General features: G+C 55.6%; 19 protein-coding genes. 8 read left to right on the plus strand and 11 right to left on the minus strand.

Annotated elements, in window-relative coordinates; translation table 11 throughout:
• Nucleotides 1-49: 49 nt before the first annotated feature.
• From AC0YNU_RS00890 to AC0YNU_RS00900, 3 genes are all read right to left on the minus strand, one after another.
• Nucleotides 50-1777, minus strand: coding sequence for a proline--tRNA ligase (locus AC0YNU_RS00890; RefSeq protein ID WP_475752433.1), 1728 nt, complete (start codon nucleotides 1775-1777; stop codon nucleotides 50-52).
• Between the two features lie 405 nt (nucleotides 1778-2182).
• Nucleotides 2183-2563, minus strand: a complete 381-nt coding sequence (locus tag AC0YNU_RS00895) for an MmcQ/YjbR family DNA-binding protein (protein ID WP_475752434.1) — start codon at nucleotides 2561-2563, stop codon at nucleotides 2183-2185.
• A gap of 106 nt (nucleotides 2564-2669) precedes the next feature.
• Nucleotides 2670-4220 carry a DUF4153 domain-containing protein gene (locus AC0YNU_RS00900; RefSeq protein ID WP_475752435.1) on the minus strand — a complete coding sequence of 517 codons (1551 nt, stop codon included), beginning with the start codon at nucleotides 4218-4220 and terminating at the stop codon, nucleotides 2670-2672.
• Nucleotides 4221-4347: 127 nt separating this feature from the next.
• Between AC0YNU_RS00900 and AC0YNU_RS00905 the strand changes: the two genes are divergently transcribed.
• The 4 genes from AC0YNU_RS00905 to AC0YNU_RS00920 all read left to right on the plus strand — a co-directional run bounded on the left by AC0YNU_RS00905 (nucleotide 4348) and on the right by AC0YNU_RS00920 (nucleotide 10195).
• A complete protein-coding gene (locus tag AC0YNU_RS00905) occupies nucleotides 4348-6162 on the plus strand; it encodes an ABC transporter substrate-binding protein (RefSeq protein WP_475752436.1) in 1815 nt (604 codons plus the stop codon).
• A 304-nt stretch (nucleotides 6163-6466) separates the two neighbouring features.
• The gene (locus tag AC0YNU_RS00910) at nucleotides 6467-7924 is read left to right on the plus strand and encodes a spore germination protein (RefSeq protein WP_475752437.1); all 1458 of its coding nucleotides are present in this window, start codon (nucleotides 6467-6469) and stop codon (nucleotides 7922-7924) included.
• Between the two features lie 11 nt (nucleotides 7925-7935).
• Nucleotides 7936-9084, plus strand: coding sequence for a Ger(x)C family spore germination protein (locus AC0YNU_RS00915; RefSeq protein WP_475752438.1), 1149 nt, complete (start codon nucleotides 7936-7938; stop codon nucleotides 9082-9084).
• Between the two features lie 7 nt (nucleotides 9085-9091).
• A complete protein-coding gene (locus AC0YNU_RS00920; RefSeq protein ID WP_475752439.1) occupies nucleotides 9092-10195 on the plus strand; it encodes a GerAB/ArcD/ProY family transporter in 1104 nt (367 codons plus the stop codon).
• Nucleotides 10196-10319: 124 nt separating this feature from the next.
• Here AC0YNU_RS00920 and AC0YNU_RS00925 read toward each other — a convergent pair whose 3' ends face one another.
• Together AC0YNU_RS00925 and AC0YNU_RS00930 are read right to left on the minus strand one after the other, a co-directional pair.
• The gene (locus tag AC0YNU_RS00925) at nucleotides 10320-11630 is read right to left on the minus strand and encodes an epoxide hydrolase family protein (RefSeq protein WP_475752440.1); all 1311 of its coding nucleotides are present in this window, start codon (nucleotides 11628-11630) and stop codon (nucleotides 10320-10322) included.
• A 179-nt stretch (nucleotides 11631-11809) separates the two neighbouring features.
• Complete coding sequence (locus AC0YNU_RS00930; RefSeq protein ID WP_475752441.1) at nucleotides 11810-12556, minus strand: SDR family NAD(P)-dependent oxidoreductase; 747 nt, start codon at nucleotides 12554-12556, stop codon at nucleotides 11810-11812.
• A gap of 248 nt (nucleotides 12557-12804) precedes the next feature.
• Between AC0YNU_RS00930 and AC0YNU_RS00935 the strand changes: the two genes are divergently transcribed.
• Complete coding sequence (locus AC0YNU_RS00935) at nucleotides 12805-13371, plus strand: TetR/AcrR family transcriptional regulator (protein WP_475752442.1); 567 nt, start codon at nucleotides 12805-12807, stop codon at nucleotides 13369-13371.
• 201 nt (nucleotides 13372-13572) lie between these two features.
• Here the strand turns inward: AC0YNU_RS00935 and AC0YNU_RS00940 are convergent, their stop codons facing one another.
• The gene (locus AC0YNU_RS00940; RefSeq protein ID WP_475752443.1) at nucleotides 13573-16389 is read right to left on the minus strand and encodes a family 78 glycoside hydrolase catalytic domain; all 2817 of its coding nucleotides are present in this window, start codon (nucleotides 16387-16389) and stop codon (nucleotides 13573-13575) included.
• A gap of 152 nt (nucleotides 16390-16541) precedes the next feature.
• Between AC0YNU_RS00940 and AC0YNU_RS00945 the strand changes: the two genes are divergently transcribed.
• A complete protein-coding gene (locus AC0YNU_RS00945) occupies nucleotides 16542-17399 on the plus strand; it encodes an AraC family transcriptional regulator (protein ID WP_475752444.1) in 858 nt (285 codons plus the stop codon).
• A 98-nt stretch (nucleotides 17400-17497) separates the two neighbouring features.
• Here the strand turns inward: AC0YNU_RS00945 and AC0YNU_RS00950 are convergent, their stop codons facing one another.
• From AC0YNU_RS00950 to AC0YNU_RS00970, 5 genes are all read right to left on the minus strand, one after another.
• The gene (locus AC0YNU_RS00950) at nucleotides 17498-19054 is read right to left on the minus strand and encodes an ABC-F family ATP-binding cassette domain-containing protein (RefSeq protein WP_475752445.1); all 1557 of its coding nucleotides are present in this window, start codon (nucleotides 19052-19054) and stop codon (nucleotides 17498-17500) included.
• Between the two features lie 225 nt (nucleotides 19055-19279).
• Nucleotides 19280-20401 (minus strand): Ger(x)C family spore germination protein, encoded by a 1122-nt coding sequence (locus AC0YNU_RS00955; protein ID WP_475752446.1) that lies wholly within the window; start codon nucleotides 20399-20401, stop codon nucleotides 19280-19282.
• On the minus strand, nucleotides 20398-21513 hold the full coding sequence (locus tag AC0YNU_RS00960; protein WP_475752447.1) for a GerAB/ArcD/ProY family transporter: 1116 nt from the start codon (nucleotides 21511-21513) through the stop codon (nucleotides 20398-20400). Before AC0YNU_RS00960 ends, AC0YNU_RS00955 begins: the two co-directional genes overlap by 4 nt.
• Nucleotides 21510-23069, minus strand: coding sequence for a spore germination protein (locus AC0YNU_RS00965; protein ID WP_475752448.1), 1560 nt, complete (start codon nucleotides 23067-23069; stop codon nucleotides 21510-21512). Before AC0YNU_RS00965 ends, AC0YNU_RS00960 begins: the two co-directional genes overlap by 4 nt.
• A 233-nt stretch (nucleotides 23070-23302) precedes the next feature.
• On the minus strand, nucleotides 23303-24403 hold the full coding sequence (locus AC0YNU_RS00970; protein ID WP_475752449.1) for a threonine aldolase family protein: 1101 nt from the start codon (nucleotides 24401-24403) through the stop codon (nucleotides 23303-23305).
• A gap of 231 nt (nucleotides 24404-24634) precedes the next feature.
• On the opposite strand from AC0YNU_RS00970, the gene AC0YNU_RS00975 reads away from it, so the two are divergent.
• Together AC0YNU_RS00975 and AC0YNU_RS00980 are read left to right on the plus strand one after the other, a co-directional pair.
• Entirely contained in the window at nucleotides 24635-24922 is a 288-nt protein-coding gene (locus AC0YNU_RS00975; RefSeq protein WP_475752450.1) for a hypothetical protein, read from the plus strand.
• Nucleotides 24923-25037: 115 nt separating this feature from the next.
• Nucleotides 25038-25646 carry a thymidine kinase gene (locus tag AC0YNU_RS00980; RefSeq protein ID WP_475752451.1) on the plus strand — a complete coding sequence of 203 codons (609 nt, stop codon included), beginning with the start codon at nucleotides 25038-25040 and terminating at the stop codon, nucleotides 25644-25646.
• The last annotated feature ends 14 nt before the right edge of the window (nucleotides 25647-25660 follow it).

Raw genomic sequence — 25660 nt, forward strand, 5'->3', positions numbered from 1 at the left:
TCAAAAAGCCGCGTACGTATGCTTTCGCGCGAATCCCGATCACTGCCGACTACGGACGAGCGTTCAGCCAGCTTCGAACGGCCGCGCAGGCATCCGTCAGCGCGATCCGTTCGGCAGCGCCTTCGCTTCCCCGTATCTTCCATTCGACTTCGCCTTCGGCAATTCCTTTGCCAACGACGATTCGGATCGGAATGCCGATCAGGTCGGCGTCTTTCAGCTTGACGCCAAGCCGCTCGCCGCGATCGTCGAGCAGCGCGTCGATGCCCGCTGCCCGAAGCTCGTCATACAGCCGGTTCGCTGCCGCCGTCTGCGCTTCGTCCTGCAGGGAGACCGGAATGACATGCACCTTGAACGGCGCGAGCTCGGCCGGCCAGATCATTCCGTTCTCGTCGTGATGCTGTTCGATGACGGCGGACAGGAGCCGCGTGACTCCGATACCGTAGCAGCCCATTATGATCGGCTGGCTTTCGCCTTCGGCGTCCACGAATCCGGCACCGAGCTTCTCGCTGTATTTCGTGCCCAGCTTGAACACATGGCCGATCTCGATGCCTCGGATAATACGGAGCTTCCCTTCCTCGCAGTTCGGGCACGCCTCGTCTTCCGCAACATTGCGGAAATCCCCGACCGCTGCCAGCGAGAAATCTCTGCCCGGCACGACATGCCGCACATGATAATCCGTCTCGTTCGCTCCGGCAACGCCATGCCGCATAACGGTTACTTCTTCATCGACGAGCAGCGGAATCTCCAGGCCGATCGGACCGGCAAAGCCGGTGCTTGCGCCCGTAATCACGCGTACCGTCTCGCTGTCGGCAAGCTCTAGCTCAACGGCATCGAGCGCGTTCTTCAATTTCGTCTCATTGAGCGTGCGATCGCCTCGGACGAGCACCGCGGCAGGCTTGCCGTCCGCCATGTAGATCAGCGTCTTGATCAACTCGTCGCCGCGAATGCCGAGCGCCGCAACCAAATCCTCGATGCTGCGCAAGCTTGGCGTATGGAATTTCTCCGCCTCTGCCACGGCGTCCACGGCCGCCGTTTCCTTATTGCCTCCCGAAGCCGATCGCCCGGATGCTTTCTCCATATTGGCCGCGTAGTCGCAATGGCAGCATGTCACGACATCATCCTCGCCTGACTCGGCAATGGCCATGAATTCGTGCGTGCCGCCTTCTCCGCCTATGGCGCCCGCGTCGGCTTCCACCGCTCGGAACGCGAGTCCGCTGCGCTCGAATATCCGGTGGTACGCTTCGTACATCGCGCGATAAGCGGTATCGAGGTCTTCCCAATTGGCCGCGAACGAGTAAGCGTCTTTCATGACGAACTCCCTGCAGCGCAGCAGGCCGAACCGAGGCCGGCGCTCGTCGCGGAATTTCGTCTGAATTTGGAACAGCGTCACCGGCAGCTTCCGGTACGTCGAAATCTCTTGACCGACCAGCTCCGTTATGACCTCTTCATGCGTAGGCCCGAGCACGAATTCCCGATCGCCGCGGTCGCGCAAGCGAACCAGCTCCGGACCGTACACCTCGTACCGGCCCGACTTGCGCCAGAGGTCGGCCGGCTGGAGCGCCGGCAGCAAAACCTCCTGCGCCGCCGTTCGTTCCATCTCCTCGCGGACGATCTGTTCCACGTTGCGCAGGACGCGTCTGCCGAGCGGCAGGAACGAGTAAACCCCCGCGGACAACTGGCGGATGAATCCGCCCCTGACCAGCAATTGATGACTGACGGCCTCCGCATCGGCCGGCGTCTCGCGCATCGTAGGCGCCAATAACGATTGTTGTCGCATATCCATTTCTCCTCTTTGACTTCAAATGAGCTGACGATTCCGAGCAAACAAAAACACGCACCCATCCCTGGTTAAGGGACGAGTGCGTGCTCGTGGTACCACCCCAAATTCAGCCGGACGCGGCAAATCCCGCCGCTCGGCGCTCTGGTTCGGATAACGGGGATCTCCCGGCTGCAAATACTCGGATTTCCTTGCAGCGACTACAAGGCGGGGCCAATCAGCGTCTGCGGGAAGCTTCTCAGCCGGCGGGCTCCCTCTCTGTTCGCAGCGATTGCTGAATGGCATGTCCTTGATAACGGTCGTTTGATGATTGGTTCTAAAAATACAACAGAAGCCTCATGCCTGTCAAGTGATGCTTCGCCATGCTAGCTTTCGTTCTTCATTGTGTATGTTGAAGCGCGGGCGTTATGAACGTTCGCTAAGCTGCGCGAGGTATTTCTTCGGTGCCCGCACCACGTATGCATCTCCGATCACGGAGGCGATTTCGTCCCATCCGTCTGCGCGGTCCAGCCGCAAGCCGACCCAGCCCAGATGCCCCACATAAGCTGGCACGTAATAGACATCCGGATTGCTCGCCACCAGCAGCTGTTGGACGCCTGCGGGAGCCGCGCACCAGATCCCGATGTTTCCGTCGCCGTGGTGGTTGTTCTGGAAGTGCACGAAAGCTTTCTTCCCGTCAATGAAGAAACTCGGCGATCCGTGACTGTTCCGCTCGCTTGTCCCCGGGAAGGTGAGGCAATAGTCCCTTGCTTTCTCATAGAGCTTTGCGATTGCTTCGGCCAACATTTCCCGCCCCCTTCCTACCTCATTGCCTTCATTACCTTCATTACCTTCATTACCTTCATTGCCTCAAATACCTATATTGCTCTCATTACCCATCATGATCGCCAAGTTATTCCTCTGCGAGACTGCGGCCTTCCGAAGCCCTGGATTTGGACCAATTCCATCCCGGCCACCCATGCTCGCTTGCGGTATGTTCGCGTATGGTCGCGATGACGATATCGATTCCTTCAACGCCGTTCTTGTGCTTGGCTTCCAGCTTCAGCAGCGCCGGGAGCGCATCCGCGGACAGCGTCATTAAGTACGCCTCATCGATTCGCCCGCTGCTCTCGTACCGATCGCAGTTCCGTTCCGCGATCATCGCGTCAAGATTAGCATAGTTCATGATGAGATAAGCCGCAATGCTAAGCCCGATATACGTCTTCGCCAGCGAGAAGTGAGCGTTCCATATCCGAAAAAGCGAAGCTGCCAAGATGAAGCATAGAAAGATCATAAAGCCGTGCACGAGCAGCCGCGTCTGCGTATAGCCGTACATTTCCTCGTACAGCGACAGCCGGGTGAAGGCCGAGATCAGCATGATCACCGTGCAGCCGACCAGCAGACTGAGCGATAGTTTGCGTACGCGTTCACCGGTCCGTTCTCCCCGCTTGACCAGATGCAGCCCGCACAGCAGCAGGATCAAATTAATGAGCGCGACGACGATCAATTGAGCGAAGCCTTGCCTTGCGTACTCCGCGTAAACGACGCCGGACGGCAGAAGCCCTCTCGATGCGCCGAATAGATACGAGAACTGAATCGCGGCGAATAAGAGATAGACGAGGTTGAAGCTGATCAAGAGCGTGCAGGCCGTAAGCGAGTCAAATGCGAACGGCGCCCGTTTCTCGCCGTAATTCGATATCGGCAGTCCGTTCCATTCGCCGGCCGCCGCTTCCGCCCGATGATCGCCGCTGCGATTGAACAGGATCGCCCACAAATAACAGAACGCATAACAAGCGAAGATCGCGCAGAGGAAGATGCGGATAAAGCCGTCGAACAGGTTCCAGTGAAACAGCAGCCTTGGAATTCGCCAGACCAGCTCATTGAAGATCCGATCGGCGGAAGCCAGCAACCCGATTACAAGTCCGAGAAGCGGCGCCGCGAGCAGCAGGCCGAACAGAATGCGCCGCAGTTTGCTTGGCGAGGCTTGATTCTCGCCCTCGTCGTTCGGCATGAAACGATCGGCCAGCAAGCCGAACGGCACGCCGAGATAGGCGAACGGTTTGATCAGAGCCAAGTACAGCACGTCGGCGTAGAACCCCGTTCGATACCAAGGCTTTGCGCTGCTTCGCGTCAACAGCACGGTTTGCGCTGCAACAAGCGCTGGAAGAATCGCAACGTTCAGGCCGCGGAACAACTCATTGGCATAGATGGCGAACGTCAGGGACAGCAGCACGACCGGCAGGCTGAGCAGCCAGCCTGACCTGGATTGGCCGCGCCACTGCTCGAACCCGCCGATGCGTCCCTTCACCGCGTAGAAGAATAGTCCATAGAAAGCGAGAACAAATAACGGCACGGACAGATTAAAGCCGTTGCCGACGAACAAATATTGACTCACGATGCCAAACAACAGCGACAGCAGGGCGATATTCTCGTATCTCCGCTGCCAAGGTGCCGGATTTCGCATCCTTACACGCTCCATTCATGCGCCATTACTGGCGCTTGCTTCCTTTTATTCTAACCGATAAAATAAGAACAAAAAGTGAAAGATAACTTCTCGTCATTTCATATTTTATACGGATGGCGCACCGGGAGTGGGGACACTGAAAATACGACGGCATTATCTGGCGCTTCGCAGCCTGTATAAGCATGTTCAAGAACAGGAGCCGCTCGAGACGACCACGCAGGAGCTGGCAGATGCCCTGGATTGCACGCACCGCAATATGGTTCTGCTGCTGCAGCGAATGCAGCGGGAATCGTGGCTGAGCTGGGAGTCCAAGCGAGGACGCGGCAATCGCTCCGTTCTGCGTTTCTTGGCCGGCAAGGACGAATTAATGCTTGCGGAAGCACAGGAAATTGCGGAGAAGCAGGATTTGCAGAGCGCCATCTCTTACCTACGGGAAACGGACGACGGCGGGAATGGACTACGCACGCGTTTCCAGGCTTGGCTGTCCGAACGGTTCGGTTTCCACTCCGAGGTGCGCGGCGAACGGCGGCTGGATGTTCTGCGTTTCCCGCTGCCCCAGCTGATCCACTCGCTTGATCCAGCGGACATGCACTTCGCCGGCGAGTCCCACCTCGTCAACCAGCTGTTCGACGGACTCGTCCGCATGAGTCCCGGCGGAGACGAGGTGCTGCCTCAGCTGGCGCACGCGTGGGAGGTCGACGTTTCGCGACGGACATGGACGTTCTTCCTGCGTAAAGGCGTCTTGTTCCATCATGGTCAGGAGCTGACGGCCTCGGACGTCAAATTCACCTTCGAGCGGCTGAAGCGCATCGCGCCGAAAGGTCTGTTCCATTGGACGTACGGGGATATCGAAGCGATCCGTATCCAAGACGAACGCACGATTTCGTTTCGATTACAGTCGCCGAACGAGCTGTTTCTGCCTTTCCTGACGACGAACCGCGCGTCGATCGTACCCGATATGCAGCTTCAGGCGAGCGCTTCGTTCGGCAGTCATCCGATCGGCACGGGTCCTTTTCGGCTGGCGGGCAATGAACATGGGATCTATACGCTGGAAGCGTTCGAGTCGTATTTTCAAGGCCGAGGCTTTCTGGACGTGGTGGAAGTATGGACGGAGACGGAATCGACACGCTTCGGCACCGACGGCGGACAGCCGGCGTTCCAAGTGATGCATAACGTCAGACTGACGGAGCCCGCGGCGGAACAGCTGCAGCAGGTGCGGCAGTCGGGCATGACCTGCAAATTCCTGACCGTCAACGAGCTCCGCGACGGTCCTCTGCGTCAGCCTGCGCTGCGCGAGGCAATTCACGAAGTATTGAACCGGACGAAATTGATCGAACGGCTGTCGGGCGACGTGATCGAAGCGACGGACAGCTTCTGGCCTGAGCGCCAGCTTCCTGCACCAATCTCCGGGAATGCGGCAACGTCAACAACATTCGATAAGCTGGCAGCCTCCGGCTATACAGGCGAGACAATCGTGCTGGCTACCATACCGCAATATCAATCCGACGCCGAGCTTGTTCAGGATGAATTAAGACAAGCCGGCATCCAGCTGGAAATCAAGCTCATTCCCGCAGCGGTGTTCAAGGGCGAATCGCGGTTGACCGCGGATCTGCTGCTGTTCGCCGTCATGCTGGACGAGCATCGCGAGCTGCGGCTGATCGAGCTGTTCAAGAGCATGCTGCATCATTTGCTGCCGGATACCCAGTCCGATCTGGAGAGAAGGATCACCGCCCTCCTCGCCCTCCCGAGCGCAGAGATGCGAACCCGCACGCTGTTGGAAATGGAGACGGAGCTCCGTTCCTCGCATCTGCTCCTGTTCCTGTATCGCAAACATTTGAAAACCGCCTTCCATCCTTCCGTACGCGGCATCTCGCTGGAATCGCTGGGCTGGGTGCGGTTCCGCGATCTGTGGTTTAAGCCGGAGGCGACGAACGTTACATAAAGCAGAAGAAAAAGCCCCTAGCCGATAGGGGCTTTTGCTTTTCCTGCCGCAATAAAACTGCTGGTCTAGCACTATCCCCTCCCTTTATGTAGTCGCTCAACGAAACCTCATGTTATTATGGCCTGTTCGAGTCTTACGGGCTGGCTTCAGTGGTATATTTTTCTATTGGTTGTACACAATACCAATTGATGGATATCCATAATGCCTAACTTCCCGTACCGATCCGATGCTGGAGCAAATCCGAAAATCCAATCGAAGAGGAAAAGGAATTCTAACGGAATCACTAATGATGGAGGGTTCGACCGTGCTTAAACTTTCCGTTGCCGAACCGATGCAGGAGCAAATCCGAAGTCGTATGAAGGAAGCCCCCGACTTCGTCATTCGGCCGTTTCCTCTTAGTGGATCTTCGTCTTTCTCCTGCCTCTATCTATCCTCGATCGTGGAATCGACTCTCGTAGACGAGTTTGTCGTTAAACCCATGCTGGCAGCCGTTCCAATCGAAGAGAAAGAGAAATACGACCTGAACGACCTGGACGACCTGGACTGGTTTCATCGCCACATCCCCATCGTCCAAAACAAAGAATGGACGGATGCCGACGAGGGCATCCAATTGCTGTTGGAGGGCCAGTGCCTGCTGATTCCAAAGCATGGTAACCGTTTCCTCAGCTTTGACGTCAAACGCAGTGACTATCGCAGCGTAACCGAGCCTCAGTCGGAAGCCACCGTACGCGGACCACGGGAAGGTTTCGTCGAAGACATCGGTCGGAACGTGGCGCTCATCCGCAAACGGCTCAAAAGTGAACAATTGGTTTTTGAACAGATGACCATCGGAACGAAAACGAAGACCAAAGTGTATTTGACCTATCTGCCTGAAGCAGCCCCCGCAGGCGTCGTAGAAGAATTCCGACGTCGGCTGCAGGCCATCCAGGCTGACAGTATTCTCGAAAGCTCTTATCTTGAAGAATGCATCCAAGACAAGACGTATTCACCGTTTCCGCAGCTTATCGGGACAGAACGGCCGGACGCGGTGACGGGCAAACTCTTGGACGGGCAAGTAGCGATTCTAACCGACGGCACTCCGATTGCGTTGATCGGTCCAATAACCTTCTTCCAACTCTTCTCCTCGCCGGAAGATTACTACCAAAGGCCGGATATCGCCACTCTTTCGCGATGGTTGCGCATGTTCGCTTTCATGCTCTCGGTCTTCATTCCTCCTTTATACATCGCGGTGGTCACCTTCCACCAGGAACTACTGCCGACTTCGCTCTTGATCAACCTGGCCGCGCAGCGGGAAGCCGTGCCTTTCCCGGCATTCATAGAAGCCATGATCATGATGGTCACGTTTGAGATTTTGCGCGAAGCCAGTTTGCGGATGCCTCGGATTGCCGGTCAATCGATCTCCATCGTCGGCGCGCTCGTACTCGGCATGACTACGGTTGAAGCGGGACTCGTCTCCGCGGCCATGGTCATCGTCGTATCGATCACGGCCATCTCCAATTTCGTGTCGCCGATTTACGGCTTTGGCATCGCGCAGCGCGTCCTCCAGTTCGGGCTCATGTTCCTGGCCGGCTTTATGGGCTTATACGGAATCTTATGCGGAACATTGTTTGTTCTGATCCATCTCGTCTCCTTGCGATCCTTCGGCGTGAAGTACATGTCACCCATCGCGCCTTTGATGTTATCGGACTTCAAAGACACGATCCTGCGCGTTCCTCGGTCCTGGATGAATCACAAACCTCAGATGTTCGCTAGGAAAAAATAGGGGGGCGAACATTGCGAAAATTATGGCTCTTGATCATACTAGTCGCCTTGCTTCTCTGTTCGGGCTGCTGGGACAAGAAGGAAATCAACGAACTGGCAATCGTCACCTCAGTGGGCATCGACCGGGATCCATCGACGGGCATGTATATGGCTTATTACCAAGTCATCAACCCCCCTGCTCTCTCCTCGAGGCAAGGCGGCGGATCCAAGGCATCGGTATACACCTATCGTTTCAAGGAATACAGCTTGGGCCGGTTCATGCAGAAAACGAGCACGATGATGCCGCGTTTGCTGTTCACCTCGCATTTGCAGTGCTATATCTTATCCGAAAAGGTGGCCCGCGAGGGCATCGTCGATATTCTCAACTACTTGGAAACGACTCCCGAATGGCGCATGAACGTGTATCTGTTCGTGACGGATTCCCCGCTTCAGTCCGTTATGAACAGCTTTACGACGCTCGAAAAGGTGCCCGGGCGCCATGCCACCTCGCTTGTTCGCATTTTATCGCGGGGATCCTTTACGGGGGGCGTAGAACCGATTCGCGTCAAAGACATCGTGACCGGCATGGAATTCCGATTGCCGACGCTCATACCGATGATCCACTATCGCGGCAAACCGGCGGAAACCACGGAGAGACTGGAGCAGATTGACGTTAGCGAACAAGCGCCGTCCTTCTTTGCGGACAGCGCGGTATTCTTCAAAGGGCGCATGGTGGGACGCTTGGACAGCGAGAATAAATACTACTATCACATCCTTAACACGAAATATCGCAAATTCACGGAAACGGTTAAAGTAGGCGGAAGTTACGTCGACGTCGAGACGAATAACGTCCGAGTGAAACGGAAATGGGACCGATCCGCCAACCGGCTCAACATTCTCGTTCATGCCGATCTCCGCATATTGAACAACACGCAAACTACCGCATTAACGCTGCAAAACGTACACATGATCGAAAAGGCGTTCAATCGCGTCGTAGCGGACAAAGCGGAGAAGATGGTTGCGTTGGGACGGCAAAATAACTGGGATCTGCTGGGCTTGCAGGATGAAGGGGCTACTGCGGATTCATGGCGGCGGACGTCGGTGAAGTTCTCGGTCACTTCTGACGTTACGTCGACCGGCAACAAGATTGATCCCTATACCAAGGAAGGCAAGGAAGGATAAAGAGCATATGGAATCCGTCCGGCTCAGCGCGTGGCAGTTTCACTTGTTGACGCAAGTCTATGTCATCGGTACTGCGTTTATTTTGCTCCCCGGCCCAATCATCTCGACCGCCAAACAATATGGTTGGATTGTCGTCGTTTGGGCGACCTTGTACGGGCTTGTGCTTGCTTTCGGCTACTTGTACCTTGCCAAGCTGTATCCGGGAAAGACACTCGTCGAGATCGCTTTGCAGGCCTTCGGCAAGTGGGCCGGCGGCTTCGTCTCGTTGCTTTATATCGTCTTTTTCATCCAAATCGCATCGTGGGTCACCCGCAACCTTGGCGATTTCATGCACATTAACCTCATGCCGCGCACGCCTATTTCTTTATTCCATATCATGATTTTGCTCGTCAGCGCATACGCCGTGTCGAAGGGGATCGAATCCATCGCCCTCGTGAACGAGCTTCTGGTGCCTTACCTCTATTTAGCGTTCTGGATTCCGATCGTCATCATGGTGCGGGAGTGGAATTGGCGTTATTTTCACGTCGACTACCCTTTCCAACTGAGCGATACCGTTATTCAAACCCGTTACGTGCTGGCGTTCCCCTTCATGGAAACAGTGGCGTTCATGATGTTTATTCCGTTCGTGCAAAGGAAAGCGAATGTCGCGTTTATTATGGGAATCGCTGTCTCCGGCGCAATGTTGACCGCTTGCGTTTTCATTTCGATTGGGGTTCTTGGCGTGTATCGCGGCCAGAAATTGGTGTACCCCATCTTTTCGATATTCCGCGAAATGAGATTTACCGGATTCATCGAGCATTTGGAAGCGATTCTGGCCGTGAATATCGTGTTGGTCGTATGCATGAAGCTGTGCGTGCTCTTCTATTGCGCCGTACTGGGCGTCTGCCAGCTGTTCAAAATTGAGAGGCGAAACATCGTCATTTACCCGATGGTGTGGGTTATTTCTGCGTATGCGATGCTGTTTATGAATATCGTCGAAAATCTCGATTGGATCAAAAACTATTTGTTCGAATACTATTTCTTATTCGCCGTGGCTTTTCCCGTTCTATTCATCGTCGCGGCCAAATGGAAAAAGAACGGCCGGTTGATCAAGAAGGATCGCTCCGCATGACGATTCTGGTCTCCGTCTAGGCCTTAACCCAACAAAAACTTTGTTTGCGTGTTCTCTTCCCAAAAAATGAAGCTGCCGTATTAGCCGGCAGCTTCATTTTTATTGTTTTTATTCAGGGCCTACATTAGCGCAGCGACCTGAGCCCGTTGCGCAGTTCATCCACATAGAGCTCCGGCTGCTCCCACGAAGCGAAGTGTCCGCCCTTGTCGAGCTTGTTGTAATAGATAAGATTCGGATAGGCCTCTTGCGTCCAGCTCTTCGGCGCTTCATAGACCTCGTCGGGAAACACGCTCACGGCAACGGGAAGTTTGATGCCCTTGGGGGCAAAGAACGGATATTTATTCTCCCAGTAGAGGCGTGCGGCCGAAATCGGCGTATTCGTCACCCAGTAGAGCGTGATGTTGTCGAGGATATCGTCTCGGGAAAGACCTTCCGGCTGTCCGTTGAATGCCTTCGTAATTAAGTCCAGGCTCTTCGCGTCATGGTCCAGCAAAAAGGCAGCCAAGCCTACAGGCGAATCCGCGAGTCCCATAAGCGTCTGCGGACGCGTTCCCATTAATTGGGCGTATGCAACATGCTTGTAAAAGAAGTCCAACTGCTCGCATGCTCGTTTTTCTTCGTCCGTAAGACCTGGAGGGCAGCCCTTTCCGGCCTGAATCGCCTTCTCGAGATCGGACGGGACTACAAAGGGTAAGTTGGTGTGAATGCCGATCAGCCCCTTAGGCTGTTGGATACCCATTACATCTGCTATAATGGCGCCCCAGTCGCCGCCTGACGCCACATACTTCTTGTAACCAAGACGATTCATCAGCTCTCCGTAAGCATGCGCAATCCGGTCAGGGCCCCAACCGGTCATGGTCGGTTTGCCGGAAAACCCAAAGCCGGGCATCGACGGAATGACGACATCGAACGCGTCCGACGCCTTCCCGCCATGGGCAGTGGGATCGGTCAGCGGGCCGATTAGCTTCAGCTTCTCGACAAACGATCCTGGCCATCCGTGCATAAGGAGAATTGGCATCGCGTTCTCATGCTTGGATCGGACGTGAATGAAGTGGATGTCCTCCCCGTCGATATTGGTGACGAACATCGGAAGCGCGTTCAACTTGGCCTCGAATTTGCGCCAGTCGTAATCATTCGCCCAATACTGAGCTAGGTTCTTCATCGTTGCAAGCTGCGTGCCTTGCGATTGATCCGCCACCGTTTCTTTGTCCGGCCATCTTGTCGCGAGTATACGTCTACGCAAATCATCAAGCTCCGCCTCCGGAATATGCACCTGAAACGGCCGAATGGCTTTTGAATCCGCTTCGGATTCATGCGGGGCCCCATACGAATTCGCGCTAACCTTTGGATTCATCGCTCCGAACGCCGTTAACTCCAGAGATAAGGCCACCAGCATAGCAATACGAAGCCAGAACTTGCTGCTCTTCAAATTCAATTGCAGTACCACTCCTTTCAAATAGGTTTTGGGTTTACGTTTTCATAAGGTTCCTCCAAGCCCGAATAGTTATGCCGCTTTTTCCAAACGCAAAAAAGCAGACTAGGTGGAATTACCCAGTCTGCCTCATCTATTCTTCATTTACGATCCGGGGAACGCTTATCAACGGAGGCTATATTTTAGTGCACGCCGCCGGATGCGCTAATTCTCTCGCCCGTCAGCCATGCGGCGTCATCCGAGGCGAGGAAGACCACCGTCGGGGTTATATCTTCCGGTTTCCCGAACCGGCCGCCCAGCGGCGTAGCTGCGGCAAGTGCCCTTCCGGCCTCGCTGGCAACGAAATCGGCGTTGCCCTCCGTATCCGTAAAGCCCGGGGCAACGGTATTGACGCGGATATGACGCGGACCGAGCTCCTTCGCGAGCGCCAACGTCATCGTATCCACCGCGCCTTTGCTCGACGAGTAAAGCATGGTAGTCGGAACCGGATTTTTGCTTGCGATCGTACCGATATTGATAATGCTCCCGCCTTCCGAAGGGAAATGCTTCAACGCTTGCTGCGCGGTTAGAATCGGCCCAAGCACGTTAATGTTATAGTGGCGATGGAACAGCTCCTCCGTCACGTCCTCTAGCGGCTGGAATTCGAAAATCCCTCCGTTGTTGACCAGGATCGTCGGCGTACCAAGAGATTGTTTCGTCTCCTCGAACAGCCGCTCAACGTCCTTCGCTTTGGACATATCGCCCTGAACCGCGATCGCTCGCCCTCCACCGTTAATAATTTCGGTTACGACACGATCCGCCCCCTGTCTGCTGGAGGAATAATTGACGACGACGGCCGCGCCGGCCTCCGCCAATCCCTTCGCGATTCCTGCGCCGATTCCCTTTGAAGCGCCTGTTACGATTGCCACTTTACCTGTTAGATTTGCCATGTTCTATATTCTCCTCTCGGGATTGAAAAAATGTTTTTCGAGCCTTTCTGTTTACTTCCAGTTCGTTCAATTACATTCTATATTCATATAAAACGCGCGAACGCGGACCTTCATTGTATCTGCAGACCTCTTGCTTTCTCCTTTCATGCCGATGAGTTATACTTACCAGAGCAGTGCTCCGCATAACCGGATCGCTGTTCCGTTTACGATTATACGGAGCACCGCTCCGATTGTCAAGGAGGAACCCTATGCGCGCCGATGCGAAGAAAAACTATGATCATATATTGGCGGTCGCGAACGCGGTTGTTACCCAGCACGGCGCCGATGCCTCGCTGCGCGATATCGCCCGCAGAGCCGACGTCGGGCTCGGCACATTATACCGTCATTTCCCGACCAGAGAGGCGCTGCTTGATGCATTGCTCCGCGCAGGTTTCGACGAGTTGACGGCAAAGGCAAGCGAGCTCGAAACTGCGAGTTCACCCGATGTTGCGCTTGTGTCGTGGCTCCGCGACGTCGTTACTTTCTCGGGTAACTATCAGGGTGTCGTGGCAGCTATGATCGCAGCCATCGAGGACACGGAGTCCGCGCTCCATGCTTCGTGCGTCACGCTGCGAACGGCAGGCGCACGGCTTCTCGCTCGCGCTCAGGCCGAAGGTCTAGCGCGTGCCGACATAAACGGCGATGATTTATTCTCGCTAACTGCCGCGCTCGCATGGCTCGCTGACCAGCCCTCGTCAGCGTCACGAGCCGAGCATCTCTTCGGTATTATCGCGAGTGCGATCATAACGAATCCAATGAGCGCTATTAATAGCTAACCGTAGCAGAACTGACAAAGGCCGCCGTTCATACCTGAACGGCGGCCTTTTGCTCGATTACACTAACGTTCTATCAAAATTAGGGAAAATGACGACCAAGAAATTTGCCACTACCACTATGCTCAATAATTCCTAACATCACTCAAGGGGGAGCCCCATAAGCCTGACGGCTCTTGGGACTCCCCCTTAATCAACGATACGTTAATCGACAATAACAGCCTGGTAAGTCTCCGGCACGCGAACGTAATCGAATACGCGCTTTCCATCCGGAGCGGTATGCCACTTCACCTCGACGAGTCCGTCCGCCAACGGGACGGCGCCTTCGGCTTCCGTAACATCCCCGGTCATCACCTGAATCATCACTTCTCTCGAGCCTTCAACTGGCAAGTGAATGCCCAGCACGTGGCGGGATAAGAAATACGTCGGGCATGAAGACCACGCATGGCACAAGCTGTTCGACAGATCGAAGTACTCCGGCGTTTGCTTCAAGCCCTGCTGCAGGAACCAGCCCCAGCCTTGGCGCATCATCCGCTCGGCCGTATCCGCGAGTCCGAGCGCGTACAGTCCTTCGAAGATATAGAACGAGAAGCTTGGCGATACATAGACGCCGTTCTCCGGTCCGTATCCGTTCACGAACAGCGAGCGCAGCGACCGGCTGACATGCCGTTTGACCGGCTCGGTCTGTTCCGCCGTCAATATGCCAGCACGCGCCGCGAAGAGACTGGCATGTGCAGAATGCGTCGTCCGGTCCAAGTTGTCGGCGTAGCAGCCCTTCTCATCGTCCCAGAAAGCGTCCTTGATGGAGGATGCGACGATCGCAATCCGTCGTTCGAGCTCGGCGCTGTATGCTTCTTGGCCGATGGCGGCAGCAAGCTTGGCGGCGCTTTGCAGCGCGATGAGATAAGTACAGCTGAATACGCAGTGAATACCGGTCGTCGCCATATAACCTTCCGCGATGCCGAGATCGCCATGGAAGCCGCCGTAATGCGCTTTGATTCCGCGCTTCACATCCCACTCGGCATCCAAGAGCAGATCCTCCCGCTCGTCCGCCAGCTCGTGAAACCAGGACAGGTTGCGCATCATCGCATCCCAATAGCTTGCGATCAACTCGCCGTCGCCTGTCTGCGCATAATACGCATAGAATCCTTCCAGCGCATTCAGCGCAAAGTCGGAAATCGTATAATCGCCCGTATTCGGATACACCGCCCGGAACTTATTGGTCGCGTCCGGCGATTGACCTACCAGCTCCAGACAACGGCGCATTAACGCTTGATCGCCGAATACGGCCAAATTGTTGTGGTATTGGATGATCGTGTCGCGAATATATTGGCCGCGCTCACGGGTGACGCAGTCCGTATAGGCGTCCTCCATGTTCACGGCTTCCGTCCGAACGCCCATCGCCCAGATTTGCTCCAGCAGCGGATCCGAGCAGTTGAACCGCCCCTTCTCTTCCACGGGATAACTCGCCGATCGCAGGTCCAGCTCCCGAAGCTTCACGTCCTCCAACGGTTTGCGGACCGTCAGCTGCACATAGCGGAACCCTCTAGGCTGCGTTAGCCGCCAATCGAGCAGCGCCTCGCCTGCGGCCCCATAAGCACGGTCTCCGAGCCCGTACCAATGGGAATGTCTCAGATGCTTGCCGTCCTCGTTCAAATGCTCCCCATACGTCAAGTCGACGACAGCGCCGCCGGCACCTTCCAGGACGATCCGGGGGGAGACAAGCCGTGTCATGCCCAGGTCGAGCAGCAGCGAGAAACCGTTCGCATAACGTTCCAGCGGAAACGAAGCGTCCGCCAGAAGAGCAGGCTCCAGCTTCTCGATCGGCTCCCCATAGTGATCCCAACCGCTCGACATCGTAGGGCTTGCACCCGGCTCGTCCCGGCTCACCTCGATCCAGCCTCCGACTGCGTCCAAGCGCTCCTCCTGCCGGTAAGGAATCTCCATATCCCGCAGATGCTGCTCGTAATCCTCAGCCGATACGACCGGCGATCGTCTGAATACGACACCGGTCTCCGCATTACGATCGGCCGACATGGCCAATCCGGCATGCTTGGAGAGCGCAACATAATGATGATGCATATCCTGCATGGCGCCGGTCTCGGCAAAATAATGATTCCACCCTTTGCGCAGTCGAATACGGTGGTTCAGTCTCATACTCTTGTTCGGCGAGTACAAGCCGTCCGGTATTCGTTCGCCATTTATCCATGTGCGCTGATAATATAAGCCGATCGTCGTCCAAGCATCTTCCGGCGCGTAGATCCAGGTCGTGACCGCCATGAACGCGCTCGACGCATCCGGTTCGTGAATCTCGTTGACATGCGGCAGCGCTACGCTGAACGAATAGATATCCTCGTCCGGCTCCAGCGGCAGAACATGCAGAACCTTCTCCACGGCGATCGGCTCGCCGGACATGAACGGAATTTGACGCGGTTCCGGCGTTCCCCATGCCTTCTGGTTCTGAAGCACCTTGCCTGACACCCACGCCGAATCATCGTAATTCGCTTCCGTCCAACCGGGCTCGTCGAGCCGCTGGTCGTAGCAGTCGCCTGCTTTCAAAAACAGGCTGGATTTGGCTGCGTAGCGGTATGCCGGGGCTTCTGCCGCTTTCCAATCCGCCGACCCTGTCGTAACATCCACTTCGTCGCCGCCTTCGGTACGTATGCCGCCCCAAGCCTTGAAGCCGGCCTGCGATTTCATCGTGATAAAAGTCTTGTGCCCGACATAGTTGACTTGCACCGCGATCGTGTTGCTGCCAGGGACCAGCCATTCCGTTAGTTCATGCGTGTCGTAGACGGGATGCGAAGGATCGAAACGGATGCCCCCGTTCCGAACGAATCGGCCATTCACGTACAGCTGATAGGACGTATCCGCGAATAGATGCAGATCAGCTGCTACCGGCGTATCCGTCAGCTCGAAGCTAAGCCTGAATCTGGCATACGCATTCCGCTCCTGCCCGTTCTCGTCGTACCAGATCGCGATAGTTTCCGGCATCTGCCCGTTATCCCCATTGATCGCCATGCTTCCACCCACTCCCTTTCGATTTGTCGTTCCTTCGCTTTCGCTTCTGTTATAGGTCCATTATACTGAAGGAAACGACCATCGAATGGGGCTGTTCCGGACAAAAGCAAGGGGAAATCCGGTCATCGGCCTTTAGGAGGAGAAGCAGCGCGATGCGGCAGACCAGACGTATGCTGGAAGGCAAAATGCTCTATACCGACAAGCTTCCGATCTACGTCAGCCGGTCGGAAGAGGGCTTCTATTTCGAGCAGCATTCCCATGACTTCGTGGAGATTATCTACGTGGAGGAAGGCACGGGCTTTCATTACATCGAGGACGAGCTGGTGCGCGTCCGCCGGGGCGACGTCTTCTACTTGCCTGTCGGCACGTCGCATATCTTCCGTCCTTCCGGCCAGCCGCCGGCGCCGCAGCTGGTCATCTACAACTGCGCGATCGACGCGGGGTACATGGCGCAGTTACAGGCCATCCACGAGCTGACTTTGCCCGTTGCGCAGGATGATAGCGCGGCGAAGACCTGGTTCGCCTTCGAGGATCGCGCCGAAGAAATCGGCGGCATCTTCCGCAGCATGCTCCAGGAATACAATGGGCAGCTGCCCGGCTGCCGAACGGCGCTCACCGCTTGGGTATTGCTTCTTCACGTCAAGCTGTTTGGTCGGAAGTCAAACGCCGCACCGGGCTCCGATTCCGCCGGTGCTCAAATGCAAACCGCCATGAGCTGGCTTGATCGGCACTGCACGGAGAGCGGCTTAACGCTGGAGCGCGCCGCCGAATCGGCCGGCATCAGTCCCCGGCATTTTCGCAGGCTCTTCAAGCAGACGACAGGCCAAACATTCCTGGAATACGTGCAGCATAAGCGAATCAGCCACAGCTGCGTCCTCCTGGAAACGACCGGCCGAAGCGTCATGGAGATTGCCGAACTGGCCGGCTATAAGGATCTGAAGAGCTTCAACCGCGTATTCAAGCAGCTCGCGGGCTGCACGCCGTCGGACTATCGCCGAGCACGGCGTTGAACGTTCGCCTCGGCGCTATCATGCAAAAAAAGCCGCCAAGCAGAAGGGCTCGTCGCCCTGTCTCTGCCTGGCAGCTTCTCGTTGATCATCCAATTGCCTTAAAATACTTTCGTCGTCCACGATTCGCAGTTCCACGTCTCGGTCACGACATCGCGATAAAATTCAGGCTCATGGGAAATGAGCAGGATGCTGCCCTTATACGCCTGCAGCGCGCGCTTCAGCTCTTCCTTCGCGTCGACGTCCAAGTGGTTGGTCGGCTCATCGAATACGAGCAGGTTCGACTCGCGGTTGATCAGCTTGCACAGCCGCACTTTCGCTTTCTCGCCGCCGCTTAATACGGCGACCTTGCTTTCGATATGCTTCGTCGTCAGGCCGCATTTGGCCAGCGCCGCACGAACTTCGAATTGCGTAAAGGATGGGAATTCCTTCCACACTTCCTCGATGCAAGTGTTGTAATTGGCGTCCTTCACTTCCTGCTCGAAATAGCCCACCTGTTGATGCTCGCCGCGTTGAACCGTCCCGGAGATGGCCTGAATCTCGCCGAGGATGCTGCGCAGCAGCGTCGTTTTCCCGATACCGTTGGCACCGACGAGCGCGATCTTCTGTCCCCGTTCCATGCGCAGATCGAGCGGTCTGGACAGCGGTTCGTCATAGCCGATGACCAGCTGGTTGGTTTCGAAGATCAGCTTGCCGGATGTCCGGCCTTCCTTGAAATTGAACTGCGGCTTCGGCTTCTCCTTCGCCAGCTCGATGACGTCCATCTTGTCGAGCTTCTTCTGACGGGACATCGCCATGTTCCGCGTTGCGACGCTTGCCTTATTCCGCGCGACGAAGTCCTTCAGGTCCGCGATCTCCTGCTGCTGGCGTTTGAATGCCGATTCCAGCTGCTGCTTCTTCATCTCGTATACCTGCTGGAAATGCTCGTAGTCGCCGACATAGCGGTTCAGTTCTTGATTTTCCATATGATAGATCAAGTTGATGACGCTGTTCAGGAACGGAATGTCATGGGAAATCAGGATGAACGCATTCTCGTATTCCTGCAAGTAGCGCTTCAACCACGTGATATGCGTTTCGTCGAGATAGTTGGTCGGCTCGTCGAGGAGCAGAATGTCGGGCTTCTCGAGGAGAAGCTTCGCCAGCAATACCTTCGTGCGCTGGCCGCCGCTCAAATCCGTAACGTCCTTGTCGAGTCCGATGTCCGTCAAGCCGAGGCCGCGAGCGGTCTCGTCGATCTTGGCGTCGATCATGTAAAAGTCCTGATTCGTCAGCGTGTCTTGAATCGTGCCGACGTCCTCCAGCATTTGCTCCAGCTCTTCGGGCGTTACTTCGCCCATCCGGCCATACATATCGTTCATTTCTTGTTCCATGTCGAACAAGTATTGGAACGCGCCTTTCAGCACGTCGCGCATCGTCATGCCGCGCTGCAGCACCGCATGCTGGTCCAGATAACCGACGCGCATCCGCTTCGACCATTCGACTTTGCCGTCGTCCGGCTGCAGTTTTCCCGTGATGATGTTCATAAATGTGGATTTGCCTTCGCCGTTCGCGCCGATCAATCCGATATGCTCGCCCTTCAGCAGACGGAAGGACACGTCGTTGAAGATCGCACGGTCGCCGAAACCGTGGCTGAGTCGCTCTACGTTTAATATGCTCATGAGTACACCTTTTCTGTTAGACTTTTTCTCGTTATATTATAGCGTCAAGGCAGACACAACTCAACGTCAATCTGCGGAAGAACAGCAGCGGCCGCAAGCGTAAAAAAGCAGGCACCCCGAAGGCTGCCCGCTGGGACAAGACTGACGCAAGACTGAATAATGAACAACGTCGGAACTGATTTCTCCGTCGTTCGTGGCGATACCCATTTGCCGGCTGCCGATGCATTAACGGATCTCGCCCATGTCGGTGATATCGGTACGGACGCGGATGCGGATATCGGCGTTCTTGAATGCCTCTCCCCACTGATCCTGCACCTTCTTCCAGTCCCGGTATTTGTAGGCGCGCGCGAACAGGCCAAGGCCGATCGGATCCACGGCATGCTTCTGCAGCTTGTCGACGACCTCTTTCAACTGCGCTTGCAGATGCTTATCGATCTGCTTCTGCAGCTCCCCCGCATCCTTGGCCACGTCGAACGTAAACAATCGCTCCGTCAGCCGGATCGGCAGATAGAAGTCGAGATCGAACCGGAATTTTCCGTCGGCATAACGAGTACGTACCTTTCTCTTCACGTCAATGACATAGAAGCTGAGCGCGCCTAGGTTCAAAACCTTGTCCGCGCCGTCCTTTTCCGGCAGCACATACGTCAGCGACAGGTCGGAATGTTTGTCGTCCTGCAAGATTTGCAGCATTTCGTTCTCTTGTAAATCCAGCGTAGAGACGTACATGCCCCTGTTGTCCAACAGTATGCTCTTGTCGGCCACGATCTCCCGCGGCGTCTTGCGGAGTCCCGTTATAACGGGCATCTTTCCTCGTTCTAGCAGCTGCTTATTGAAATCGAAGAGCGTAGCCTCCTCGACCAAATTCCGCACATGCGCGGTATCGACCAGCTTGGCGATATGAAGCGAGAGCCTGCGTTTGTTCGGCGGCGCGAAATACATCACTTCGCTCACGGGTCCATCGACGGCGATCAACCTCGCGTTCATGCGCGTCTTGGAATCGCGGTAGGCAACATCGAGAAGCTTGATCCATCCGGGATGCTGCAGCAGCTTCCTGCCGATGAGAATGTTCTGAAGCTTGCCCGTGCTGATCAGCGCCGACACGCGGGTCTCGAGCTTCCCTCTGGACTCTCGAAGCGAAACGGCGTTGACCTGCGTCACTTCGTTCTTATCCTTCGCTTCTTTGCTGAAGACCGGACTGGAGGCATAGACGACGAGATTATTATGTTCATCCAGGTCGATGCCCATCATGAGCACGAGCGTCACGTTCTCCAAATCGACCCGATCCCTGCAGCCGGGAAGCGTCAGCAGCATGGCCGCCGCAAGCAGGACCGATAACGCTTTTCTCATGTTTGCCACCTCTTGAAGCGAAGCATGACGGACAAGACGCCCCAGAGCAATACGGGCAATATATAGGCGACCGCAAGCCCCATTTGGCTGAACCATTTCATCGCGCTCATGCTTTGATTCCAATTCGGATCCCAGATGAACGTAATGACTATCGCGACGGCAAGGAAAAGCGACGTGTACAACTTCGGATTTCCGAGGACCAGCAGGCGCTTCGTGCTGTAAACCGCCATATATAACGCCGGAATCCAGGTTTTGGATATGACCAGCAGATAACAGGTCAGCATAATGATGTCGAACCGCTCCATGAACCGAAATTCGATGATCTTGACGACCGATAGCATGGATTCGTTGAACTGCGTGATTTGATCCGGACTGTAGACCAGGAAGCAGATAAGCGTAATGAACAGATAAATGGCGAGCGTGTACGTATTGGCGGCCAACACCCCCCAGGATGCATGCTGCTTCTTATCCATATGCGGATACAGGAAGAACACCGATTCGAATCCGAGAAATGAAATGATCGTCGTATTGACCGTCTTGAATATCGGCATCCAGCCTTCCTTTACGATCGGCAGCAGATGCAGCCAATTGCCTTCCTTTAGCAGCAGAAGCAAGGCGGCCAGCATCCATAAAGATAGCATCACCACGATCTCCGCATATCGGCCGATGATCCGAACGCCTCCCGTGACAATTACGTAAGCGGGCCCGACGAACAACAGCATGAGGACGTACGATTCGGATTGCTGCATGATCCAGCTTTGGATCAGGATGACCATCCGATCCAGGATCAAGTAGGCGAATATGCACATGTAAACGCCGAATAGCAGCGCGGTCAGTTTGCCCATCCATTTGCCGAAGAAGTGGGCCATCAGCTCGATGATCGTGCCTTTCGGATATCGCTTCATGATTTGAACGATGATCAAGCTCGCGATGCTGGAAGCCATCCAACCGAAAATCAAGGCGATCCAGCCGTCCGTTCCGCTGGTGCGAGCTAGATCGCCGGGCATGGACAACGCGGCGACGCCAAGCTGCATGCTGTGAATGGTCAAGATGAATTGCAGCGTCGTGATGCTGTTCTGCTTGGTGTCGGGTTTTAAATAATCGATGCTCATCCGCCTTCTCCTCCATGCTCTTCGGAACCCATTCGCTGCTTCTGCAGCGATCGCACGCTTCTCGGACGCCGGGACATCGACCAAAGAGGGAGGCGAAGGAAGACGTCCTTCCAATCCCTGATTCGCAGCGGAGCAATCGGGACGGTGTACGATTCGCCCAGGGAACGCATCCGGAGGACCCTCGCGATGAAAAACATCACGCAGGCGATGATGCCGATGATGCCGAACAACGAGGCCATGATCATGACCGGAAATCGGATAAGCCGAACCGCGGCTGCCATGTCATAGTTCGGAATAATGAACGAGGCGACCGCCGTCGAAGCGACGACGACGACCATCAGGTTGCTGACGATGCCGGCTTGCACGGCCGCTTGGCCGATCACGATGCCGCCGACGATGCCGACGGTTTGCGCGACGGGCGCGGGCAGCCGAATGCCCGCTTCCCGCAGCATCTCCAGCGTGATTTCCATGATCAGCGCCTCGATGAATGGCGGGAACGGAACCGCCGCGCGGAATTGGCCGATGGATAGAATCAAATCAAGGGGAATGACCTCGAAATTAAACGAAATGCACGCGATATAGATACCCGGCAGCATCGCGGCAATGAAGCAGGCGAAGAACCGCAGCAGGCGCATGAAGCTCGCGATCGGCCACCGCGTGCTGTAATCGTCGATGCCATGGAAGAAAGAGATGAAATTGACCGGGGCGATCAGTACGCTGGAGGAACGGTCTACGACGACGCAGACGCGGCCTTGCAGCAGATGGGAGGCAGCCGTATCGGGCCTCTCGGTCGTGATGAGCTGCGGAAGCAGGGAAAATGGCTGATCCTCGAGCAATTCCGCCAATTCGCCCGTATTCAGAATGCAGTCCGTCTCGAGCTTCTCGATGCGCAGCGACATCGTCCGAATGAACTCGGGCTCCGTCAGGTCCTCCATGTACATGAGCGATACTTTGCAGGGCACCCGGTCGCCGACGATCAATTCCTTGATTTTCAACTCGCGGGTGCCGAGCATCCGTCGGATAAGCGCGACATTGGACTCGCTCGTCTCGACGAATCCTTGATGGGCGCCCTTCAACGTGGCTTCGATCTGGGAATCGGCGATGGCGCGCTGCGGCCAGCCTTGCGTTGCCAAGGCGAAGATACGGTCCGTGCCGTCGATCAGAAGCAGGCTCTGCCCATTCAGGATGGCATATTCGATCTGCGCCCAGCTCGAGCACGTCTCCACTTTGCCGACCGTAACGGGAAGAATGCCCGGCGTCCCTTCTTCCTCGTCCACCTGCATCAATTCATGCAAAACATTGTTGTTGATCGAATTCTTGTCCGACAGGCCGGACAAGTAAGCCAAGGCCGCCCTGCGGCCCGTCTGTTTATAGGGAAAGGTACGAATGATAAGATCGGGCGTCTCGGTGAAGATGCGCTTCAGATCGGCCAAATTGCGGTCCATGCTGGTCGAAAGCGGAGCATGCCGGTCGACCGGGCCGCCGTTTGCCTTCTTCCGGCCGGAGGCTTGCTTGCCTGTGCCCATCAGCTTGAAAAATCGGCGGATCAATGTCATGTTCGCATCCCCTCCTTTTTCTTGCTTCGATAGTTTATTTTGCCAATCGCAGCCGATCTTTATGCGCGGCGCGCCATCGCCGCAGCTGCGGCGCAGAGTGCGACGGAGAGGGGATGCAGCACAAAAAGAGCAATCAGCGAGTGACTGCTCCATCTTATGTAAATGCTTGTATCACTTGTTTCATTGTCTGACTTGTTTCTTTGTCTCACATGTTTCTTCGTATCGCTTGTATTCTACTGCTCAGCAGCCTTACGCAGCTCCTGGTCCAGAAGGAGAAACGCTTCGCGCAGCTTGTCTTTCGGGACGAGCCGGTACCGGTCGCCCAGGCTGATCTCGTAATTGCAGCTCTGCTCCGATGCTGCATTGATGTTGTGCGTCAAGCCGACGCCCGTCCGTTCGATGATCCCGATGATGATGGACTCCGCAGTCGCCTTGGAAACGTCCAAATGGACGTGAAACATATTCGATACCGGCACGACAGGCATCGTCGCGGCGCCGGAGCAGCCATTATACATCGCCGCGAGCTCGACGGCGTCCTGATAGTACTGTTCCATCTTCGGCAGACGCTGCCGGAAATAATGCGCCGCGGGCACGATGTAAGGGTACAACCCGATCAAATCGCCGCCATGCCGTCTCTTCCATACTTTGGACTCTTCCGTGAAGTCTGTGTCTCCTGCCAGAATCGCGCCAGCTATACCGCCGATTCCCTTATAGAACGAGACATAGACGCTATCGAAGAGCGCGCACACCTCCGAGGCACTCTTGCCGTAATAAGGCAGCACTTCAAACAGCCTGGCGCCGTCCAGGTGAAGCTTGATTCCTCTGCTGCGGCAATGCGCCGCGATCGTTTCCAGCTCGCCGTAATCCGGCAGTTGGCCACCGATCTCCCGTTGCGGCAGCTCCAGCAGCAGGCACGAGACGTCGTCCGGCAACGCCTCCACATCCTGCAGCGTGATGAGCCGGGACTTGTCCGCCAGAAGAACCGGTTCCAGCCGGTGCAGCTCCCGCAAGCCGTTCTGTTCGTGAATTTCCAAATGGCAGAGCGGATGGTACGCGACCTTGGCCTTGCCGCTCCGGTCGCTCCAGATCCGCAGCGCGATCTGCTGCGCCATCGTTCCGCTCGGGAAGAATACCGCGGACGGTTTGCCCAAGTAGCTCGCCATTTCCGTTTGGAAATCCTCGATCATTGCTCCTTTTCCGTACGTGTCGCTATCTGTATCTCCGTCAATCCCCTCGAACGCTTCCAACAGCACGTTCAGATTGCGTTTGCCGTGACCGCCGACGGGATGAGCCGATTCGTTGAAAGCTTGCTGCAATGTCTTGATTTCGTTCATGTCCTTGCTCCTTTTCGTCAGCGTACGCTTTCTATTTTACACGCGCCCGTTCAATTCATCTATGGTTTTCCCAAGGCGGCACCGTTATTCCTGTTGCAGCTGTTGAACGTCTCCAGCCTGTTCAGCGCCCCCCCTCCTTCGACAAAATCAGCGTTGTCCCAGTACAACCTGAACGCCGCCGGCATATGATAACGTATGCAATTACTCTTCCCGGCGGGGAGGTGATTTCAAATGACATTCGCACTTACGGATTGGATGCTGTACTCGATGTGGATCGTGCTCGGAGCCATGGGGCTCAATTTCCTGCTCGGTCTCTATCAATCGCTTAAAAGCGGCACGTTTTCGAGCGATTTGATTACGAAGTATCTCACGGATCTCCTGATGCTCGTATTTCCGTTGTTCCTGCTCGCAGGCATGACCGCATTCGACAAAACCGATTGGATCATGGAAACAGCTTACTACATTGGAGCTTTCGGCGTCGTCGTCAAATATTTGATGGATCTGAAAGGCAAATTGTAAACGCCTACAGGACAGCTGCCGGATTCCGGCGGCTGTTTCTTTTTGAAGCGGCGCCTTGCCAGCGGCGATTAAATCTGTACAATAAGGAAAGACATCTTGCTGAGGAGAGGTTCCATTGGCACAGCTTTATTACAAATACGGGACGATGAACAGCGGCAAATCGTTCGAAATCATTAAAGTCGCCCACAACTACGAGGAACAAGGCAAACGGGTGCTCATCTATTCCCCTTCCTTCAGCGCCAGAGGCACGTCGCAGCTGGTCGGCTCGCGCGTCGGCTTCGAGCGGGAAGCGATACCGGTGGAAGAGGATACCGATTTGTACGAGAACGTCAAATCCCATCTGTCTTCGTCAGGCCCCAAGCAGATTTACTGTATCCTTATCGACGAAGCGCAGTTTCTGAAGAAGCATCATATCTTGGCGCTTACGCGCGTCGTCGACGAGCTGAACATTCCCGTCATGGCGTTCGGGCTGAAGAACGATTTTCAAAATCAGCTCTTCGAGGGCAGCTACAATTTGCTCGTCCAGGCTGACAAAATCGAGGAGATCAAAACGATCTGCTGGTATTGCGACCGCAAAGCGACGATGGTCATCCGCTTCCGCGACGGCAAGCCAGTCAACTCCGGCGAGCAAATCCAGATCGGCGGCAACGAAGATTATAAGCCGGTCTGCAGGCGCTGCTGGAATCAGGCATTCCAGGTTGTCGACACGACGCTGGAGCCTTAGTTGACGACTGAGCT

It is taken from the genome of Paenibacillus sp. J31P316, assembly GCF_056269105.1.

Bases quoted from the DNA above. Each gene is read 5' to 3' on its own strand.
- AC0YNU_RS00890 (WP_475752433.1), bottom strand. From the start codon at position 1,777: ATGCGACAACAATCGTTATTGGCGCCTACGATGCGCGAGACGCCGGCC.
- AC0YNU_RS00895 (WP_475752434.1), bottom strand. From the start codon at position 2,563: ATGTTGGCCGAAGCAATCGCAAAGCTCTATGAGAAAGCAAGGGACTAT.
- AC0YNU_RS00900 (WP_475752435.1), bottom strand. From the start codon at position 4,220: ATGCGAAATCCGGCACCTTGGCAGCGGAGATACGAGAATATCGCCCTG.
- AC0YNU_RS00920 (WP_475752439.1), top strand. From the start codon at position 9,092: ATGGAATCCGTCCGGCTCAGCGCGTGGCAGTTTCACTTGTTGACGCAA.
- AC0YNU_RS00930 (WP_475752441.1), bottom strand. From the start codon at position 12,556: ATGGCAAATCTAACAGGTAAAGTGGCAATCGTAACAGGCGCTTCAAAG.
- AC0YNU_RS00935 (WP_475752442.1), top strand. From the start codon at position 12,805: ATGCGCGCCGATGCGAAGAAAAACTATGATCATATATTGGCGGTCGCG.
- AC0YNU_RS00940 (WP_475752443.1), bottom strand. From the start codon at position 16,389: ATGGCGATCAATGGGGATAACGGGCAGATGCCGGAAACTATCGCGATC.
- AC0YNU_RS00945 (WP_475752444.1), top strand. From the start codon at position 16,542: ATGCGGCAGACCAGACGTATGCTGGAAGGCAAAATGCTCTATACCGAC.
- AC0YNU_RS00950 (WP_475752445.1), bottom strand. From the start codon at position 19,054: ATGAGCATATTAAACGTAGAGCGACTCAGCCACGGTTTCGGCGACCGT.
- AC0YNU_RS00955 (WP_475752446.1), bottom strand. From the start codon at position 20,401: ATGAGAAAAGCGTTATCGGTCCTGCTTGCGGCGGCCATGCTGCTGACG.
- AC0YNU_RS00960 (WP_475752447.1), bottom strand. From the start codon at position 21,513: ATGAGCATCGATTATTTAAAACCCGACACCAAGCAGAACAGCATCACG.
- AC0YNU_RS00965 (WP_475752448.1), bottom strand. From the start codon at position 23,069: ATGACATTGATCCGCCGATTTTTCAAGCTGATGGGCACAGGCAAGCAA.
- AC0YNU_RS00970 (WP_475752449.1), bottom strand. From the start codon at position 24,403: ATGAACGAAATCAAGACATTGCAGCAAGCTTTCAACGAATCGGCTCAT.
- AC0YNU_RS00975 (WP_475752450.1), top strand. From the start codon at position 24,635: ATGACATTCGCACTTACGGATTGGATGCTGTACTCGATGTGGATCGTG.